Below are 16590 nucleotides of genomic sequence, written 5' to 3'. Positions count from 1 at the left end.
CGCTGGAAATCGGCGAGCCGAAGAATGGAAGACAAGGTCAGGACGCCATGGATGGCGGACTGAGGCGAACCGAGACAGGGATGTCGAGTTTCGCCGTGCCGCAGGCTGGAATTCGTAGGTGAGCGCAGTGCGAAGCACCGATTTCCCTGCGGGGCCGCGGGGATTGCCAAGGGGTGCGCGGCCGCCCCCCTTGGCCCGTTCACCGGTGAAGGGACTTCATATTCCACCCAACGTAAAGTGAACGGAACCCCGCACCCAACCTGCAAACCACCCCCAAAAATTCTGAGCAAAATCAATAAACCAACGCTAAAATCTTGCAGTGCCCCCTAATCTATAATACCGTCGCGCGCACTTTTTCTTCCCACCAGGAGGACCCCCATGCAAAAGAAGTCACTACCCCACAGCCGCTAAGCTCCTGCTCATCGTCGCTGTCATCACCCTCCTGGTTATCCTGACCCACACTTTCGGCCTGACTGACCTGGTCACTAACCTCCGTCACCTGCAAACGCTCGTACGCGAGAGCGGCACGCCTGGCTACGCTATTTACATCGCCCTGTTCATTCTCGCCACGGTCTGCCTGCTGCCCGGCAGCGCACTGGTGCTCGTCGGAGGCATCGTCTTTGGCCCCTGGCTCGGCACCCTGCTCTCGCTCATTGCCGCCACCCTTGCCTCCGCAATCTCTTTCCTGCTGGCTCGCTGGCTTGGACGTTCACTACTCGTGAAATACGTCGGGCATACGACCACCTTTCAGGCTATAGAACGCGGTATCGCCCGCAGCGGCATCGACTTTTTGATTCTTACCCGACTCATCCCGCTCTTTCCCTACAACATTCAAAACTACGCCTACGGTCTGACCGCAATCCCGTTCTGGCCCTACACCCTGATTTCCGCGCTCACCACGCTACCGGGAATTTTTATCTACACGCTGATGGCGAGCGAACTGGCAACACACGGCCTGACGCTGGCATTCATCCTCAAACTGAGCCTTGCCGGGCTCGCGCTGTTTGCGCTGGTACAGGCCGCCAGACGTTATGCCCGACATAAACGCGTGGATCTCTCCGGGGAAGAGCGCTGATGCCTTCGCGCCGCGCCACGCTGTTTTTCCGCCTGCTGCTGCTCGCGGCAGGTATCGCACTTCTGCTCGCCTGGTGGTGTATTCCGAGCGTGAAGGCTTTTATCGATCAGAGCCTAACCGCGTTTCTTAGCGTCGACCAGCAGGGCATTGAGCGGTTTATTCACTCCTACGGCTCACTGGCTGCCGCCGTCTCGTTTGTATTGATGATTTTTCAGGCCGTCGCTGCCCCGCTGCCCGCTTTTCTTATCACCTTCGCCAACGCGTCGCTGTTCGGCGCGTTCTGGGGCGCGGTGCTCTCGTGGACGAGTTCGATGGCTGGCGCCGCACTGTGCTTCTACATCGCTCGATTGATGGGGCGCGGCGTGGTCGAGAAGCTGACGGGAAAAATGGTGCTCAAAAGTATCGACGGCTTTTTTGAGCGCTATGGCAAGCACACCATTTTGATCTGTCGCCTGCTGCCCTTCGTCCCGTTCGACCCGGTGAGCTACGCCGCCGGACTAACGTCACTGCGCTTTCGCCACTTTTTTATCGCCACCGGTATCGGCCAGCTTCCCGCCACCATCGTCTATTCGTGGGTGGGCAGTCTGCTAACCGGAGGTACCTACTGGTTTATCACAGGGCTGTTTATTTTGTTTGCACTGACTATCGTTATCGTTGTCGCTAAGACGGTCTACCATGAACGACAAAAGAGGAATTCATGATGCCTTACCACGGAAAACACATCGCCTGCGCAACAGCCTGCTCGGTCTTAGTATGCTGGCGCTGAGCCCATTGATGGCTCACGCGCAGAGCTGGCAACAGGTTGAAAGCGAAGCCAAAGGCCAGACCGTCTGGTTTAACGCCTGGGGTGGCGATGAAGCGGTAAACCACTATCTTGATTGGGTCAGCGCAGAGGTAAAACGCGATTACGCCATTAACCTGCGCATCGTCCACATTGCCGATGCCGCAGACACCGTAAAGCGCATTCAGACCGAGGCGCAGGCCGGGCGTAAAACCAACGGTTCGGTCGATTTGCTGTGGGTCAACGGCGAAAACTTCCGCGCGCTGAAAGAAGCTAATCTGCTGCGCACCGGCTGGGCGGAACAGTTGCCGAACTGGCGCTATGTTGATGTCAGCAAACCCGTTCAGGAAGATTTTTCGGTGCCCGTGGAAGGCGCGGAGTCTCCGTGGGGCAGCGCGCAGCTGACTTTTATCGCCCGCCAGCAGCAAACACCGCAGCCGCCAGACTCGGCACAGGCGCTGCTAGAATTTGCCAAAGCCCATCCCGGCACGGTGACCTACCCGCGCCCGCCGGACTTTACCGGCACCGCGCTATTGGAACAGCTGTTAATTGACCTCACCGCACAGCCCGATGCACTAAAGCAGCCGCCTGACGCGAAAACGTTCGCGACCGTAACCGCACCGCTATGGGCCTATCTTGATAAACTGCACCCTTACCTGTGGCGTAACGGCAAAGATTTCCCGCCTTCACCTGCGCGAATGGACACCATGTTGAGCAACGGTACGCTGCGCCTTTCTCTGACCTTTAACCCGATGCACGCGAAACAGAAGGTGGCAAAAGGTGAGCTGCCGAAGGATAGCTACAGTTTTGGCTTCCTGAGCGGCATGCTCGGCAACGTTCACTTTGTGACGATTCCCGCGAATGCCTCCGCGAGCGCGGGAGCACAGGTGGTGGCGAACTTCCTGCTGTCGCCTGAAGCTCAGCTTCGTAAAGCGGACCCGGCAATATGGGGCGACCCCAGCGTACTCGACCCGCAAAAGCTCAGTGGAGCACAGCAAAAAACGCTGCAATCGCTCATTCTGGAAAATACCCCAAAGGTGCTGGCTGAGCCACACGCGGCCTGGGTAAATGCGCTGGAGCAGGAATGGCTGCGCCGTTACGGTACGCACTAACGCTGCTCTGCTGGGGCATGATGCTGACTATCTATCTGCCCCTGCTCCCTGCCGCAGGCATCATGACGATGCCTGCATTTTCGTTCGCCCACTGGCAGTACCTGCTCAATGACCCGCAGCTGGCGCAAGCGCTCGCCGCTACGCTGGTTTCCACCCTGCTCGGCGTGGGCGGTGCGCTATTTCTGGCGCTGTTCGTTATCGCCACCCTTTGGCCCTCGGCCGGCTGGCAGCGGCTGGCTTCTCGCCTTCCCTTGCTGCTGGCCTTACCACACGTCGCTTTTGCCACCTGCGCCCTGATACTGTTTGCTGAAGGCGGCGCACTTTATCGCCTATTGCCGATTATCCAACCGGTTCAGGATCGCTATGGCATCGGGCTGGGGTTAGTCCTGGCGGTAAAAGAGAGCGGGTTTTTGCTGTGGGTATGCTGGGGGCTGCTGGGTGAACGACGGCTGGCGGAACAGGTCGTGGTATTTAAGAGCCTGGGCTATGGACGCGGGCAGTGTCTTACTCATGTCATCTTGCCCGCGCTGGCCCCAGCGTTAAAAGTCGCGCTACTGGCGACGACGGCGTGGACACTCTCCGTGGTGGACGTGGCAGTCATTATCGGCCCCGGCAATCCGCCGACGCTGGCCGTCCTCGCCTGGCAATGGTTGAACTCAGCCGACCCGGGCGATCGGGCTAAAGGCGGTCTGGTCTGCCTGCTGTTACTGGCGCTGCTGGCCGCCATAACCGGAATCTGCAGGCTGTTCGGGTCAAGATGGCAAGCGCGCGAGCCGCTTCCAACAGGTATTCGACACCCTGATTTTCCATTGCTGCCTGGACGGGTTATCGGCATCATGCTGCCGTTCAGCGGACTTTTCTGCACCCTATGTCTGGTCTGGTTCGCACATACGACGTTTCCCGATACTGATACGTTCAATAACAGCCTTGTGCTGGCGCTATTCTCGGCGTTAATCGGCGCAGGGGTCTGCCTACTGTGGCTCGAATGGGGGCCTTCATCTATGCCGATTTGGCTGACCCTGCCGTTGCTGCTCCCCGCGCTGCCGCTGGCAGCAGGGCAATATCAATTGGCACTTTATGGCTGGCTGGACGGGCAATTCGTCACGGTCATGTGGGGGCATCTGCTGTGGGTGGTACCGTGGATGCTTTTCGTGCTGCACCCTGCCTGGCAACAGATAGATACCCGCCAGATACTGCTAGCAAAAACGCTGGGCTGGGGGCGCGGACGGATATTCCTGCGCCTGAAATGCCCGTTGATTATCCTGCCGATCCTCTCCGCGCTGGCCGTAGGCTTCTCCGTCAGCATCGCCCAGTACCTGCCAACGCAGTGGCTCGGCGGGGGGCGCGTGCCCACACTCACCACCGAAGCGGTCGCGCTCAGCAGCGGCGGCGTGACCGGGTCACTCGCGGCGCAGGCGCTGTGGCAACTCCTCCTGCCGATGGGTTTCTTTTTATTCACCGCGCTGCTGGCGCGTCGCATTGGCCATTACCGTCGAGGATTACGTTAATGTTGCAGGTCAAACACCTCACGCTTTCGCTCAATGGGCAGCCATTGCTGCGCGATATCCATTTCACCGCTCAACCCAGCGAGATAGTGACGCTCATGGGACCGTCGGGCTGTGGAAAATCGACGCTATTTTCATGGATGGTTGGCGCGCTGGACGGTGCCTTTCGCGCCCAGGGAGAACTGTGGCTTAACGGACAGCGCTGCGACACGCAGCCAACCGAGAAACGCCGTATCGGCGTGTTATTCCAGGATGCGCTGCTGTTTGACAACATGAGCGTTGGACAGAACCTCAGTCTGGCGCTGCCGGCAACCGTCGCACGGAAAGCGCGCCGCGACCGCGTTGAGCAAGCATTGGAGCATGTCGAACTCGGCGGGTTTTATCACCGTGACCCGGCAACGCTCTCCGGCGGTCAGCGTGCCCGCGTGGCGCTGCTTCGTGCCCTGCTGGCCGAGCCCGACGCGCTGCTGCTGGATGAACCGTTTAGCCGTCTCGATAAAACATTACGCGCAAATTTTCGCCAATGGGTTTTTGATGAACTGAGCCAGCAGCAGATCCCGGTCGTCCAGGTGACCCACGACCCGGACGATGTTCCTCCCCATGCCGCCTGTTTACAGCTTAGCGAGTTCCGCTGACGCGGGAAAAATTGCGTTAACGCAAGGTATTTACCCACCTGGAGGTTCAGAATAATGCTCCTTTTTTCCTCGTCGGATGATTTGATGAAACGTGTTTCTCAACTGACTGCGCTGGCCGTTGCCCTTGGCCTCGCCTCGTCTGTCTTTGCTGCTGAAACGGCAAAAACCTTAACTTTCACCCACCTGCTGCAGCAAAAAGGGACCGCCATTGATACGCGCCTGAGCGCCTTCTATAACGGCTGGCCACAGCAGGTTAACGGCACGCAGGGCCACGAACCGGGCGCGTTAAACCTCTCCGCAAGCTGGCTCTCTTCGATGAACAACGAGCAACTTAGCGCGTGGGCACAGCAGCATCAGTTGAGTAAAACGACCGACATCGCACTTTATGGCGACAGCAAAGACAATGAAGCAGTGGCCAAACGCCTGAAACAGGCCGGTTTCAGCAATATTTCCACGCTGAGCGATGCGCTGCAGCAGCCTGACCGTCTGCAAAAGCTGCCGCACTTTGAGCAGCTGGTCTACCCTCAGTGGCTGCATGATTTACAGCAGGGGAAAAACGTTCCGGCGAAACCCGCGGGCGACTACAAGGTCATTGAAGCCGCGTGGGGCGCGCCGAAGCTCTATCTGGTCAGCCATATTCCGAACGCGGGCTATATCGACACTAACGAAGTGGAAAGCGAGCCGCTGTGGAATAAAGTCTCTGACGATAAGCTTAAAGCGATGCTGGCAAAACACGGTATCCGCCATGACACCACCGTTATCCTTTACGGTCGCGATGTCTATGCCGCAGCGCGCGTCGCGCAGATTATGCTGTATGCGGGCGTGAAAGATGTGCGTTTACTGGATGGCGGCTGGAAAAACTGGTCCGACGCGGGGCTGCCGGTAGAACGCGGTCTGCCAAAAGACGTGGCCCCGACACCGGACTTCGGCGCAACCATCCCAGGCCAGCCGCAGCTGATGCTGAATATGGAACAGGCGCGCGGCCTGTTGCATCGCCAGGATGCGTCGCTGGTCAGCATTCGTTCGTGGCCGGAATTCATCGGCACCACCAGCGGCTACAGCTACATTAAGCCAAAAGGTGAGATTGCGGGCGCACGTTGGGGCCATGCGGGCAGCGACTCTACCCACATGGAAGACTTCCATAACCCAGACGGTACCATGCGCAGCGCAGATGATATTGCCGCGATGTGGAAGTCCTGGAATATCCTGCCAACCCAGCAGGTCTCCTTCTACTGCGGCACCGGCTGGCGCGCGTCTGAGACCTTTATGTACGCCCGTGCAATGGGCTGGCAGAACGTCAGCGTCTACGACGGCGGCTGGTACGAGTGGAGCAGCAACCCGAAAAACCCGGTTTCCACCGGCGACCGCGGCCCGGACAGCGCTCGCTAATCCGTCATTTCATGGCGCTGGAGGTGCTTCAGCGTCATGTACCCTCCCCACACCCGATTAAACGTCGTCATCCAGCACAGCGCGCCAAACACCCACGCCATCCACGCGAACCACGCCGGAAACAAACAGCCCAGCACAAACAGCAGAATCGTCTCGGTGCCTTCGGTTAAACCGCCAAGGTAATACAACGATTTGTGCGCGTAGCCCGGATTATCAATCTGATGCTTTGCTGCCAGCGCCGCAAACGCCAGAAAGCTGCTGCCGGTGCCCATAAAGGCGAAGAGCAGCCAGCCGCCCGCGAGGGCATTCGCCGCGGGGTCTGCCAGCATAAAGCCGAACGGCACCAGCGCGTAAAACAGAAAATCGAGGGCGATATCGAGGAATCCTCCGGCATCCGTCAGCCCGCGTCGGCGCGCCAGCGCACCATCAAGGCCGTCGAGCAGTCGGTTAGCCACAATCGCCACCAGCGCCGCACCGTACCAACCCAGCGCCAGAAACGGCAGCGCCAACACGCCGATGGCAAAGCCCATTAACGTGATGCCGTCGGCGGAGATGCCCGGCCTATCTAACGCTTGGGCGGCACGATTGAGCAGCGGCTTCAGGCGAGGATGCAGGTGCTTATCTAGCATGTGAATCTCCATCCGTGCTGCACAGCCCCTGTGACGGGATCTCCAGCGCGGCGTTAAAGCGCGCGGACAAATTCTGGAACGCTACCAGCGCGGTCATCTCGGTTATCTGCTCATCTGAAAAGTGACAGTGTAACGATATTTTTTGCTCATCGGATACGCGCGGCGGCGTAGCCGTTACCGCATCCGCATAGCCCAGCGCTGCACGCTCGGCAGGAGAAAACAGCGTCGAGGTGTGCCAGTCAGCCAGCGCTAGCACTTTATCCATCGCCCCGCTACGCTGCGCCAGACGCAAGCTGTTGGCATCAATACAGAAGGCGCAATCACACTGTTGGGAAACGCGAGTCATCAACAGCGCCCGAAGCGTAGGGTCCAGGCGCGCTTTTTTACGCTCCAGATAGCCGACGAACAGCGCCACTAACCAGAACAACCGCGGCATTCGTCCCCACCAGCGGGTTGGGTTCAATACGCTACCGTAATGTTTCTGCTGCATGGCAACGATGGGTTTTAAACTGAGGGGTAACTGACTGAGCGGCTGCACCCAGGGTTGTTTATTTTTCACCCGGAGACTCCTGCAAGGCTTTAGCTGACAACAAAGCAGCGATAATATGGCATTCCCTTTATCACGTCTTTGACCGCTATGCTGAAAACCATTGATGTTGTTGCCGCCATTATTGAACAAAACGGCAAAATTCTGCTTGCCCAGCGCCCACCTCATGCCGATCAGCCGGGGCTGTGGGAGTTTGCGGGCGGAAAAGTGGAAACAGGAGAAACGCAGCCAGAAGCGCTGGTACGCGAACTGCGCGAAGAGTTAGCTATTCACGCCTGGCCTGCCTGCTACGTTGCCAGCCACCAGCGCGAGGTATCCGGGCGAATTATCCATCTCCACGCCTGGTACGTTCCGCACTTTGACGGTGAAATCATCGCCCGTGAACACAGCGCGCTGGCGTGGTGTACGCCGCAGGAGGCGTTAAGCTACGCATTAGCTCCCGCCGACATACCGTTGCTTCACGCGTTTATGGCTTTACCCGCCGCCACACGAGCGGATTCGTGCTGATGGTTTTTTCATCGCGCTGGCACTGTAACAGCACGCCTTCCGCTTTGATAACCGCCCCTTCAGAGTAGTTCTGATTTTCATAAATACAGCATTGAGCGCACGGCTGCGCCCGCTGGGTGGTGTTGCTGTTGCTGAACACCTCCGGCGGAACGTTGACTTCCAGCTGAGGCCGGGCCTGCGCCGCATGACATAACAGCGCCAGTGCGCCCGCAATCCAGAACGTTTTCATCCCTTAATCTCCTGAAAAATCATCTCTTAATACTATCGACCAAAATCGGGGCTAACTTAAATTTTTTACATCATCGCTTTTAGTTATGACCCCACCCCAAATATTAATTTTATTTCGCTCCCGGAATTTACTTGTCATCCGTTAGCCAGGTAATGATATAGTCGAAAAATGCCACTTTACTAAACACAACCATAACAACTACATACGATCACAACCATAAGAGGTGCTTATATTTATGGATCAGGTTTGCTCCCTCAATAACTTCCTGGCTCATGTTCAACAACGCGACCCACACCAGACCGAGTTTGCTCAGGCTGTCCGCGAAGTCATGACAACCCTCTGGCCGTTCCTGGAACAGAACCCGCGCTATCGCCAGCTTTCCCTGCTGGAGCGATTAGTTGAGCCTGAGCGTGTTATTCAATTCCGCGTCGTGTGGGTAGACGACCGTAATCAGGTACAGGTTAACCGCGCATGGCGCGTGCAGTTCAGTTCGGCGATTGGGCCGTACAAAGGGGGAATGCGCTTCCACCCGTCGGTAAACCTCTCTATTCTCAAATTCCTCGGCTTCGAACAGACCTTCAAAAACGCCTTGACCACCCTGCCTATGGGCGGCGGTAAAGGCGGTTCTGACTTCGATCCGAAAGGCAAAAGCGAAGGCGAAGTGATGCGCTTCTGCCAATCGCTGATGACCGAACTCTATCGTCATCTGGGCTCCGACACCGACGTACCGGCAGGCGATATCGGCGTGGGTGGCCGTGAAGTCGGCTTTATGGCCGGGATGATGAAAAAACTCTCTAACGACACCGCCTGCGTGTTTACCGGTAAAGGTCTCTCCTTCGGCGGCAGCCTGATTCGCCCAGAAGCCACCGGCTATGGTCTGGTGTACTTTACTGAAGCGATGCTTAAGCGTCATGGTCTGGGCTTTGAAGGTATGCGTGTCGCCGTTTCCGGTTCCGGTAACGTGGCGCAGTATGCTATCGAAAAAGCAATGGAGCTGGGCGCGCGCGTCGTGACCGCTTCTGATTCCAGCGGCACCGTGGTAGATGAAGCAGGCTTCACCACCGAGAAGCTGGCGCGCCTGTGCGAAATCAAAGCCAGCCGCGACGGTCGCGTGGCCGATTACGCGCGCGAGTTTGGTCTGGTGTATCTGGAAGGCCAGCAGCCGTGGAGCGTTCCGGTAGATATCGCTCTGCCATGTGCGACCCAGAACGAACTGGACGTTGACGCCGCCCGCGTGCTGATTGCTAACGGTGTGAAAGCCGTGGCGGAAGGCGCCAACATGCCAACCACCATCGAAGCAACCGACCTGTTCCTCGAAGCGGGCGTACTGTTCGCACCGGGTAAAGCAGCGAATGCCGGTGGCGTGGCAACGTCTGGTCTGGAAATGGCGCAGAACGCGGCACGTATGAGCTGGAAAGCGGAAAAAGTGGATGCGCGTCTGCACCACATCATGCTGGATATCCACCACGCCTGCGTTGAGCACGGCGGTGAAGCAGCGCAAACCAACTATGTTCGCGGCGCGAACATCGCTGGCTTCGTGAAAGTCGCCGATGCAATGCTGGCTCAGGGTGTGATTTAATCTCGCGAGTTTTCCCGGCGTCGTTTCACTCGTCCGGGCTACCAATGCAACGACATGTAGCCCGGTCGTACAGAATGCGACCCCGGGATTTTTAACACAAGACTTAACGCGGGTACGCCGCCAACAGCTTATCCAGCCCGCCACAGAGCAGCTCACCGCGCCAGCCGGAAATCATCTCCGGAGCCGTGTTACGTGGCTTCAACTGCCAGTGCCAGTTCAGCAACTGGTTAATCTGACGACGGGATGCCAGCATTTCAGGACTGACGTCATTCGCCTGCCCCACTTCCTGCACCAGCGCCTTAATTTCTTTAAATACCTTGCGATAGCCCGGCATATCCATCAGGTTCAACAGCGGTTCTGGCAGCGCGTCATCCGGCAGCGCTTGTGCTTTCTCCACGAGGCTAATCAGCGTTTTACCGTGGAAGCGAATCTCACTACCCGACAGCCCCAGGCTGTCCAGTTCACCCAAGCTGCCCGGCATATAGCGCGCCACGCTCCACAGGTGCTCTTCACGGACCACAAAGTTTACCGCCAGGTCGCGCTCGCGCGCTTTACGCAGACGCCAGTCCGCCAGCAGTTGCAGGCACGCCAGTTGACGCGTACGCAGCTGCCAGGCGTTGGTTATGTCACGCCATGCATCAGCGGGGTCGGTCACTTCCTGACGGCGCTGCTGCATCAAATGGCATTCATTAAGCGCCCAGTCCAGTCGCCCGGCCTGTTCGGTTTCCGCCATCAGCTTGTGAGCGATAGGCAGCAGATACCAGACGTCCGCAGCGGCATAGTCGCACTGGCGCGTCGTCAAGGGGCGAGCAAGCCAATCGGTGCGTGATTCACTTTTATCCAGCTCAACGCCGGAATACTCCGCGACCATCGGCGCGAAGCCCCAGGACATAGGGCGGCCACAGAAGGCTGCCAGCACCTGGGTATCAATAAGCGGCTGCGGCATGGAACCGAAGGTGTTCATAAACACTTCCAGGTCTTCACTGCCCGCATGCAGGAATTTGGTGATGTTACGGTCTTGCAAAATCGCCTGCAGCGGCGACCAGTCGGTAATGTTCAGAGGATCAATCAGCGCCGTACGTTCGCCGTCAAAAAGCTGAATCAGCCCCAACTGCGGATAATAGGTGCGGGTGCGGACAAACTCGGTGTCCAGCGCCACGGCGGTGGTCTGACGAACCGCATCGCACAGGGTGCTGAGTTCGTCGTTGGTAGTGATCATCTGATAGTTCAATTCGTACTCTCTTAGATTGCGCCAAAAAAAACGCCAGCTGAGCTGGCGTTTGGCATCATGACTCGTGACTTATCCCTTATTGTCCACTTTGGCGCGGGCTTCGTCACGTAATTCTCGTCTCAAAATTTTACCGACGTTCGACTTCGGCAATTCCTGACGAAATTCAACCAGTTTCGGGACCTTGTAGCCGGTAAGCTGGCGACGACAGAAGGTAATCAGCGCCTCTTCAGTCAGGCTTTCATCCTTCTTGACTACGAAAATCTTCACCGCTTCACCGCTATTGCCGGACGGCACGCCCACGGCGGCCACTTCCAGCACGCCGGTGTGCTGCATCAGCACGTCTTCAATTTCATTTGGATAGACGTTGAAGCCGGAGACCAGAATCATATCTTTTTTACGGTCAACGATGCGCAGGAAGCCTTCATCGTCCATCACCGCGATATCGCCGGTATGCAGCCAGCCATCTTTGATGATTTCGGCGGTAGCGTCAGGACGCTGCCAGTAGCCTTCCATCACCTGCGGCCCTTTCACACACAGCTCGCCCGGCTGACCCGCGGGCACTTCATTATCGTCGTCATCCACCAGCTTCACGTCGGTAGACGGCACCGGCAGGCCAATGCTGCCGCTGTGGTAGTCGATATCGTGCGGGTTCACGCTCACCAGCGGCGCGCATTCGGTCAAGCCGTAGCCTTCCAGCAGATACTGCCCGGTCAGCTTCACCCAGCGTTCAGCTACCGCGTGATTCACCGGCATCCCGCCGCCTGCGGAGAGGTGCAGGGTTGAGAAATCCAGCTGCTGGAACTCTTTATTGTTCAGCAGCGCGTTAAACAGGGTGTTCACCCCGGTCATCGCGGTGAACGGGTATTTGCCGAGCTCTTTCACCAACCCCGGAATATCACGCGGGTTGGTGATGAGAATATTTTTACCGCCCAGTTCAATAAACAGCAGGCAGTTCATGGTCAGCGCGAAAATGTGGTACAGCGGCAGCGCGGTGATGACGACTTCTTTACCCTCGTGCAGCAGCGGTCCGTAGGTCGCTTTCACCTGCTCGAGGTTCGCCAGCATGTTGCGGTGGGTCAGCATCGCCCCTTTCGCCACGCCCGTCGTCCCGCCGGTATATTGCAGGAAAGCGATGTCGTCAGCCTTCACTACCGGCTTCACGTACTGCAGGCGGTAGCCGTTATGCAGCGCGCTGCGGAACGAAATCGCGTCCGGCAGATTGTATTTCGGCACCAGACGTTTGATGTATTTGACCACGAAGTTCACCAGCGTGCCTTTCGCCGTGGAGAGCTGGTCGCCCATCCGGGTAAGGATCACGTGCTTCACCGAGGTTTTGTCGACCACTTTTTCCAGGGTATGGGCAAAGTTGGAGACAATCACGATAGCCTGCGCGCCGCTGTCGTTCAGCTGGTGTTCCAGCTCGCGGGGCGTGTACAGCGGGTTAACGTTCACCACGATCATCCCGGCACGCAAAATACCAAACAGCGCGACCGGGTATTGCAGCAGGTTAGGCATCATCAGCGCGACGCGGTCGCCCTGCTTCAACCCCAGCCCGTGCTGGAGATAAGCAGCAAAGGCGCGGCTGCGCTCTTCGAGCTTACGGAAGGTCATGACTTCGCCCATGTTGACGAAGCCAGGCTGGTCGGCAAAGCGCGTTGCCGAGTGTTCGAACAGTTCCACCAGGGATTGATAACGGTCAGGATTGATCTCTGCCGGGACGTCAGCAGGATAACGGTTGAGCCAAACCTTTTTCAAAGCATCACCTCTAAAATACGTATTCGTCGTCATCGCAACCCCAAATGATAAACTTTCATTAACATTATATTAACTCAGCGTACCAGTTTAAGAATTAATCAGAATTAAGGTTGCGAAGCGCGTCACTCTTTATTTTTTTTATATCCATTACAACGAAGAAACAGCGGGCTAGCCGCTGTTTCTTTTTTGTCTGCTTTACATCAGATCTTATTCAGTTACGACGTTCCGGACTTCAGTGGGGCCGCTGTTATACCATCCCCAACCGCCGTAACCGTAGTTCCAGGGGCGTGGACCAAACATCCACGGGTCGATAGGCTGCGGCGGCATCACGACCTGCTGGGCCACATGCCAGCGCTTGTAACCCGTCGCTTTCATCTGCAGGAAGGTGTATTTGGTGGTACCGACTTTACCTTCAACGGTGCCAACAATCGGCCCCACTACCGTGACCAATTGACCACGGAAATCTACCGGGTCGAGGAAGCCGTTCACGTCAGCATAGATACGCCCGCGCGAGGCTTCGCCCAGAATCGGACGCGCGCCGCTATCGAGCGGTACGGTAGCGATTTCCAGACGGGTGTTGCCCTGCTGGTTTTCAATACCCACGACGGTGCCGCCAAAACGCGACTCCTGCCCGACGTACAGCTGCGGTGCAGCCATAACCCGCACCAGATCCTGCTGCGGCGTTGGGCTTCTGCCCTGAATGGCATCCGGCACGCTGACGCAGCCGCTTAACGCGAAAGCGATAAGCCCCACTGCGGCTCCACGAATCACAAAACTTTTACCTGCCATGATGCTGCTCCTGATTTTTACGCTCTCTATCTACTGAGATTCATTCACGGCCAGGAAGTTTCTTCCACGCAACGTTGTTACGTAAATAAACCGGTTCCGCTTTATCCACGGCGACGGTTTTGCCCTGCTCCAGCATCGCACAGGCAATAGGCAGCATATCTTCGGCTTCGGGTAACGTGACGTTGCCGTCTACCAGCGTCGCGTTCGCGCTCTGCGCCATATCAGGCCAGGCCGCCCAACCGGTGCCGACGGTTGCCCATTCGCCGCTGAGTTCAGACAGACGTTGTTGCACCACTTCCGGCTTCAGCACCGCTTCGCTCTCTTCGCCGTGCCAGACGCCATTTTCATCACGCTGGTATTCGGCCCAGTAGACTTCGCCCATACGCGCGTCGATAGCTGCCAGCACGCGGGTCGCGCCCTGCTTACGCCAGGCCCCCTGCGCCATGGTGGCGAGGGTCGATACGCCGATCATCGGCAGCTCTGCGCCCAGCGCCAGACCTTGTGCAATACCAATGCCGATACGCACGCCGGTAAAGCTGCCCGGCCCACGGCCGAACGCCAGCGCGTCGAGGTCGGTCAGGCTGACGCCGCCTTGAGTGAGGATATCCTGCACGATAGGCAGGATACGTTGGGTGTGTTCCCGTGGGCAAAGCTCGAAGTGGGCACAGGTGTTGCCATCATTCCACAGAGCAGCCGAGCAGGCTTCCGTGGCGGTATCGATAGCCAGAATTCGCATGGTTAGTCGCGCTCTCGATCAACAAAATGGCGCGCATCTTACCACACTTTGCTCCGCATTACCGCGTCGATGACAGCGCCAGGAATCGTGTCGCCCGTCGAATATCACGGGTGCGCGGTGCGGGCGGCAGGCTGGCGAGGAAGGTTGCGCCGTACGGACGCATCACCAGGCGGTTGTCGCAAATGACCAGCACGCCGCGATCGTCGACATCGCGAATCAGTCGCCCTACGCCCTGCTTGAGGGTAATCACCGCGTCCGGTAGCTGTACCTCTTCAAACGGGTCACCGCCGCGCAGACGACAGTCTTCCATGCGCGCTTTCAGCAGCGGGTCGTCCGGTGAAGTGAACGGCAGCTTATCGATGATAACCAGCGACAGCGCGTCGCCGCGCACGTCGACCCCTTCCCAGAAGCTGCTGGTCGCCACCAGCAGGGCGTTACCGGCGCTAACAAACTGCTGAAGCAGTTGGCCTTTGCTGGTTTCCCCCTGCAACAGCACCGGCAGCGTCATGGTCGCGCGGAACTGTTCGGCGAGGTCGCGCATCATGGCGTGCGAGGTGCAGAGCATAAAGCAGCGCCCGTCGTTGGCCTCAATCAGCGGTTTCAGCATCGCCGCCAGATGACGTGCGGCCCCCGGTTGGTTCGGCAGCGGCAGGTTGCGCGGCACGCACAGGAGCGCCTGGGTGGCGTAGTCAAACGGGCTCGGCAGCAGCATGGACTCCGCCGCTTCAATACCGAGGCGTTCGGTAAAGTGGTGCAGGTCGTCGTTTACCGACAACGTCGCCGAGGTAAAGATCCAACTGCCCGGTTTGGCCGCCATCACCTCTTTGAATTTGTCCGCCACGGTGAGCGGCGTCAGCGCCAGCGTAAAGTGACGCGAGTTGCATTCGTACCAGTAGCTGTAGCCGGGCTTATTGATCTCTTTGAGGCGCTTTAAGCGGGCGCGATACAGGGTCGCACGTTCGAAAGCGGCATCGAGCAAGGCGGAGCGGCCAAGCGACAGCTTCGCCACGTCGTAGCACAGTTCGAGCGCATCATCGAGCAGCAGCAGCGAGCGTTGCACGGCGGTTTCTGCCAACAGTTCACGCAGGTTGCCGCGGTAGCCTGGGTCACCCACCTGCAAACGGAAATCCTGGGTGGCCTGCGCCAGACGGTCGGCGCATTTTTGCAACTGCTGGGTATCTTTTAGTTCGGTACGGTAGGCAATGACCACGTCTTTGGCGAGGTCCAGCAACTGGCGGCTGGAGAGCGATTGACCGAAATACTGGCTGGCGATATCCGGAAGTTGGTGTGCTTCATCGAAGATCATCACGTCGGCTTCGGGGATAAGCTCGCCGAAGCCGCTCTCTTTTACCACCATGTCAGCGAGGAACAGGTGATGGTTGACCACCACCACGTCGGCATCCATCGCCTTTTTACGCGCCTTCACCACGAAACAGTCCTGATACTGCGGGCAGTCGCTACCCAGGCAGTTATCGTTGGTGCTGGTGACCAGCGGCCAGGCCTGAGAATCTTCCGCCACGCTGACGCAGGTACTGATGTCGCCATCCACGGTCTGGTTAGCCCAGCTGCGCAGCAAAATAACGTCGCTGAGGGTTTGTACCGGCAGGTCGCCGCCCGCCATCGCCTGCTGTTCTAGACGTTCGAGACAGAGGTAGTTTGAGCGCCCTTTCAGCAGCGCCAGCTTGCCGCTAAAGCTAAGCGCGGTGGCGACGGTCGGCAGGTCGCGGCTGTAGAGCTGATCCTGCAATGCCTTCGAGCCGGTTGAGATAATGGCTTTTTTCCCCGAGCGCAGCGCAGGGGCAAGATAAGCGTAGGTTTTCCCGGTCCCGGTCCCCGCTTCTACCACCAGCGGCTGGCCGTTATCAATCGCCTTCGCGACGGCGTGCGCCATCTGACGCTGCGGTTCACGCGGTTTAAAGCCGGTTATCGCCTGCGCTAGCTGGCCATCTTCTGCAAAATCGTCCGTCACGTTACCCCCTGGAAAAATTCCCAGTGATTATGTCAGGCGAACCCCGCTTATGCCAGCCGAAGTCGTGACGCGGCGTCGACATTGTGGCAGTCTTACCGCGTTTACGTGATGTTAAAAGGAAA

General features: G+C 58.0%; 17 protein-coding genes. 8 read left to right on the top strand and 9 right to left on the bottom strand.

Annotation, left to right across the window (positions count from 1 at the left end; translation table 11 throughout):
- Nucleotides 1-331: 331 nt before the first annotated feature.
- On the bottom strand, nt 332-499 hold the full coding sequence (locus RDN66_RS18265; RefSeq protein ID WP_202215891.1) for a hypothetical protein: 168 nt from the start codon (nt 497-499) through the stop codon (nt 332-334).
- Between RDN66_RS18265 and RDN66_RS18260 the strand changes: the two genes are divergently transcribed.
- The 6 genes from RDN66_RS18260 to RDN66_RS18235 all read left to right on the top strand — a co-directional run bounded on the left by RDN66_RS18260 (nt 422) and on the right by RDN66_RS18235 (nt 6497).
- Nucleotides 422-1075, top strand: a complete 654-nt coding sequence (locus tag RDN66_RS18260) for a TVP38/TMEM64 family protein (RefSeq protein ID WP_227675183.1) — start codon at nt 422-424, stop codon at nt 1073-1075. The two genes, RDN66_RS18265 and RDN66_RS18260, sit on opposite strands and share 78 nt — an antisense overlap.
- On the top strand, nt 1075-1776 hold the full coding sequence (locus RDN66_RS18255) for a TVP38/TMEM64 family protein (RefSeq protein WP_202215892.1): 702 nt from the start codon (nt 1075-1077) through the stop codon (nt 1774-1776). Before RDN66_RS18260 ends, RDN66_RS18255 begins: the two co-directional genes overlap by 1 nt.
- Before the next feature lie 52 nt (nt 1777-1828).
- On the top strand, nt 1829-2968 hold the full coding sequence (locus RDN66_RS18250) for an ABC transporter substrate-binding protein (RefSeq protein WP_227675184.1): 1140 nt from the start codon (nt 1829-1831) through the stop codon (nt 2966-2968).
- Nucleotides 2941-4476, top strand: a complete 1536-nt coding sequence (locus RDN66_RS18245) for a thiamine ABC transporter permease (protein ID WP_308538095.1) — start codon at nt 2941-2943, stop codon at nt 4474-4476. Before RDN66_RS18250 ends, RDN66_RS18245 begins: the two co-directional genes overlap by 28 nt.
- Nucleotides 4476-5108, top strand: coding sequence for an ATP-binding cassette domain-containing protein (locus RDN66_RS18240; RefSeq protein ID WP_202215895.1), 633 nt, complete (start codon nt 4476-4478; stop codon nt 5106-5108). Before RDN66_RS18245 ends, RDN66_RS18240 begins: the two co-directional genes overlap by 1 nt.
- A gap of 84 nt (nt 5109-5192) precedes the next feature.
- Complete coding sequence (locus RDN66_RS18235; RefSeq protein ID WP_308538094.1) at nt 5193-6497, top strand: rhodanese-like domain-containing protein; 1305 nt, start codon at nt 5193-5195, stop codon at nt 6495-6497.
- Here RDN66_RS18235 and RDN66_RS18230 read toward each other — a convergent pair.
- Both RDN66_RS18230 and RDN66_RS18225 read right to left on the bottom strand, forming a co-directional pair.
- Nucleotides 6494-7126: a CDP-alcohol phosphatidyltransferase family protein gene (locus tag RDN66_RS18230; RefSeq protein ID WP_202215897.1), complete on the bottom strand. Its 633-nt coding sequence runs from the start codon at nt 7124-7126 to the stop codon at nt 6494-6496. The two genes, RDN66_RS18235 and RDN66_RS18230, sit on opposite strands and share 4 nt — an antisense overlap.
- Nucleotides 7116-7685 (bottom strand): carboxymuconolactone decarboxylase family protein, encoded by a 570-nt coding sequence (locus tag RDN66_RS18225; protein ID WP_035895372.1) that lies wholly within the window; start codon nt 7683-7685, stop codon nt 7116-7118. Before RDN66_RS18225 ends, RDN66_RS18230 begins: the two co-directional genes overlap by 11 nt.
- 78 nt (nt 7686-7763) lie before the next feature.
- Between RDN66_RS18225 and RDN66_RS18220 the strand changes: the two genes are divergently transcribed.
- Nucleotides 7764-8180 carry a pyrimidine (deoxy)nucleoside triphosphate diphosphatase gene (locus RDN66_RS18220; RefSeq protein WP_202215898.1) on the top strand — a complete coding sequence of 139 codons (417 nt, stop codon included), beginning with the start codon at nt 7764-7766 and terminating at the stop codon, nt 8178-8180.
- On the opposite strand, the gene RDN66_RS18215 is transcribed toward RDN66_RS18220, so the two are convergent.
- The gene (locus tag RDN66_RS18215) at nt 8140-8409 is read right to left on the bottom strand and encodes a YnjH family protein (protein ID WP_035895376.1); all 270 of its coding nucleotides are present in this window, start codon (nt 8407-8409) and stop codon (nt 8140-8142) included. The genes RDN66_RS18220 and RDN66_RS18215 overlap by 41 nt on opposite strands.
- A 235-nt stretch (nt 8410-8644) precedes the next feature.
- Here RDN66_RS18215 and gdhA point away from each other — a divergent pair, with 235 nt between their 5' ends.
- Nucleotides 8645-9988 (top strand): NADP-specific glutamate dehydrogenase, encoded by a 1344-nt coding sequence (gdhA, locus tag RDN66_RS18210; protein ID WP_035895378.1) that lies wholly within the window; start codon nt 8645-8647, stop codon nt 9986-9988.
- A gap of 103 nt (nt 9989-10091) precedes the next feature.
- Here gdhA and rnd read toward each other — a convergent pair whose 3' ends face one another.
- From rnd to RDN66_RS18185, 5 genes are all read right to left on the bottom strand, one after another.
- Nucleotides 10092-11207, bottom strand: a complete 1116-nt coding sequence (gene rnd / locus RDN66_RS18205) for a ribonuclease D (protein WP_035895405.1) — start codon at nt 11205-11207, stop codon at nt 10092-10094.
- 81 nt (nt 11208-11288) lie between these two features.
- Nucleotides 11289-12974 carry a long-chain-fatty-acid--CoA ligase FadD gene (gene fadD, locus RDN66_RS18200; protein ID WP_308538093.1) on the bottom strand — a complete coding sequence of 562 codons (1686 nt, stop codon included), beginning with the start codon at nt 12972-12974 and terminating at the stop codon, nt 11289-11291.
- A gap of 207 nt (nt 12975-13181) precedes the next feature.
- Entirely contained in the window at nt 13182-13763 is a 582-nt protein-coding gene (locus RDN66_RS18195) for a Slp family lipoprotein (protein WP_308538092.1), read from the bottom strand.
- Nucleotides 13764-13803: 40 nt separating this feature from the next.
- Nucleotides 13804-14499: a tRNA (adenosine(37)-N6)-threonylcarbamoyltransferase complex dimerization subunit type 1 TsaB gene (gene tsaB / locus RDN66_RS18190; protein ID WP_202215900.1), complete on the bottom strand. Its 696-nt coding sequence runs from the start codon at nt 14497-14499 to the stop codon at nt 13804-13806.
- Nucleotides 14500-14557: 58 nt separating this feature from the next.
- The gene (locus RDN66_RS18185) at nt 14558-16468 is read right to left on the bottom strand and encodes an ATP-dependent DNA helicase (protein WP_035895392.1); all 1911 of its coding nucleotides are present in this window, start codon (nt 16466-16468) and stop codon (nt 14558-14560) included.
- Between the last annotated feature and the right edge of the window lie 122 nt (nt 16469-16590).

It is taken from the genome of uncultured Kluyvera sp. (genome assembly GCF_902485085.1).
In the GTDB taxonomy this organism is placed as follows: domain Bacteria; phylum Pseudomonadota; class Gammaproteobacteria; order Enterobacterales; family Enterobacteriaceae; genus Kluyvera; species Kluyvera ascorbata.
This window is presented reverse-complemented; position numbering and strand designations above follow the sequence as displayed.

Excerpts from the sequence above, each read along its gene's own strand:
- RDN66_RS18255 (WP_202215892.1), top strand. The coding sequence starts at position 1,075 with ATGCCTTCGCGCCGCGCCACGCTGTTTTTCCGCCTGCTGCTGCTCGCG.
- RDN66_RS18250 (WP_227675184.1), top strand. The coding sequence starts at position 1,829 with ATGCTGGCGCTGAGCCCATTGATGGCTCACGCGCAGAGCTGGCAACAG.
- RDN66_RS18245 (WP_308538095.1), top strand. The coding sequence starts at position 2,941 with ATGGCTGCGCCGTTACGGTACGCACTAACGCTGCTCTGCTGGGGCATG.
- RDN66_RS18240 (WP_202215895.1), top strand. The coding sequence starts at position 4,476 with ATGTTGCAGGTCAAACACCTCACGCTTTCGCTCAATGGGCAGCCATTG.
- RDN66_RS18235 (WP_308538094.1), top strand. The coding sequence starts at position 5,193 with ATGAAACGTGTTTCTCAACTGACTGCGCTGGCCGTTGCCCTTGGCCTC.
- RDN66_RS18230 (WP_202215897.1), bottom strand. The coding sequence starts at position 7,126 with ATGCTAGATAAGCACCTGCATCCTCGCCTGAAGCCGCTGCTCAATCGT.
- RDN66_RS18220 (WP_202215898.1), top strand. The coding sequence starts at position 7,764 with ATGCTGAAAACCATTGATGTTGTTGCCGCCATTATTGAACAAAACGGC.
- RDN66_RS18215 (WP_035895376.1), bottom strand. The coding sequence starts at position 8,409 with ATGAAAACGTTCTGGATTGCGGGCGCACTGGCGCTGTTATGTCATGCG.
- gdhA (WP_035895378.1), top strand. The coding sequence starts at position 8,645 with ATGGATCAGGTTTGCTCCCTCAATAACTTCCTGGCTCATGTTCAACAA.
- rnd (WP_035895405.1), bottom strand. The coding sequence starts at position 11,207 with ATGATCACTACCAACGACGAACTCAGCACCCTGTGCGATGCGGTTCGT.
- RDN66_RS18195 (WP_308538092.1), bottom strand. The coding sequence starts at position 13,763 with ATGGCAGGTAAAAGTTTTGTGATTCGTGGAGCCGCAGTGGGGCTTATC.
- tsaB (WP_202215900.1), bottom strand. The coding sequence starts at position 14,499 with ATGCGAATTCTGGCTATCGATACCGCCACGGAAGCCTGCTCGGCTGCT.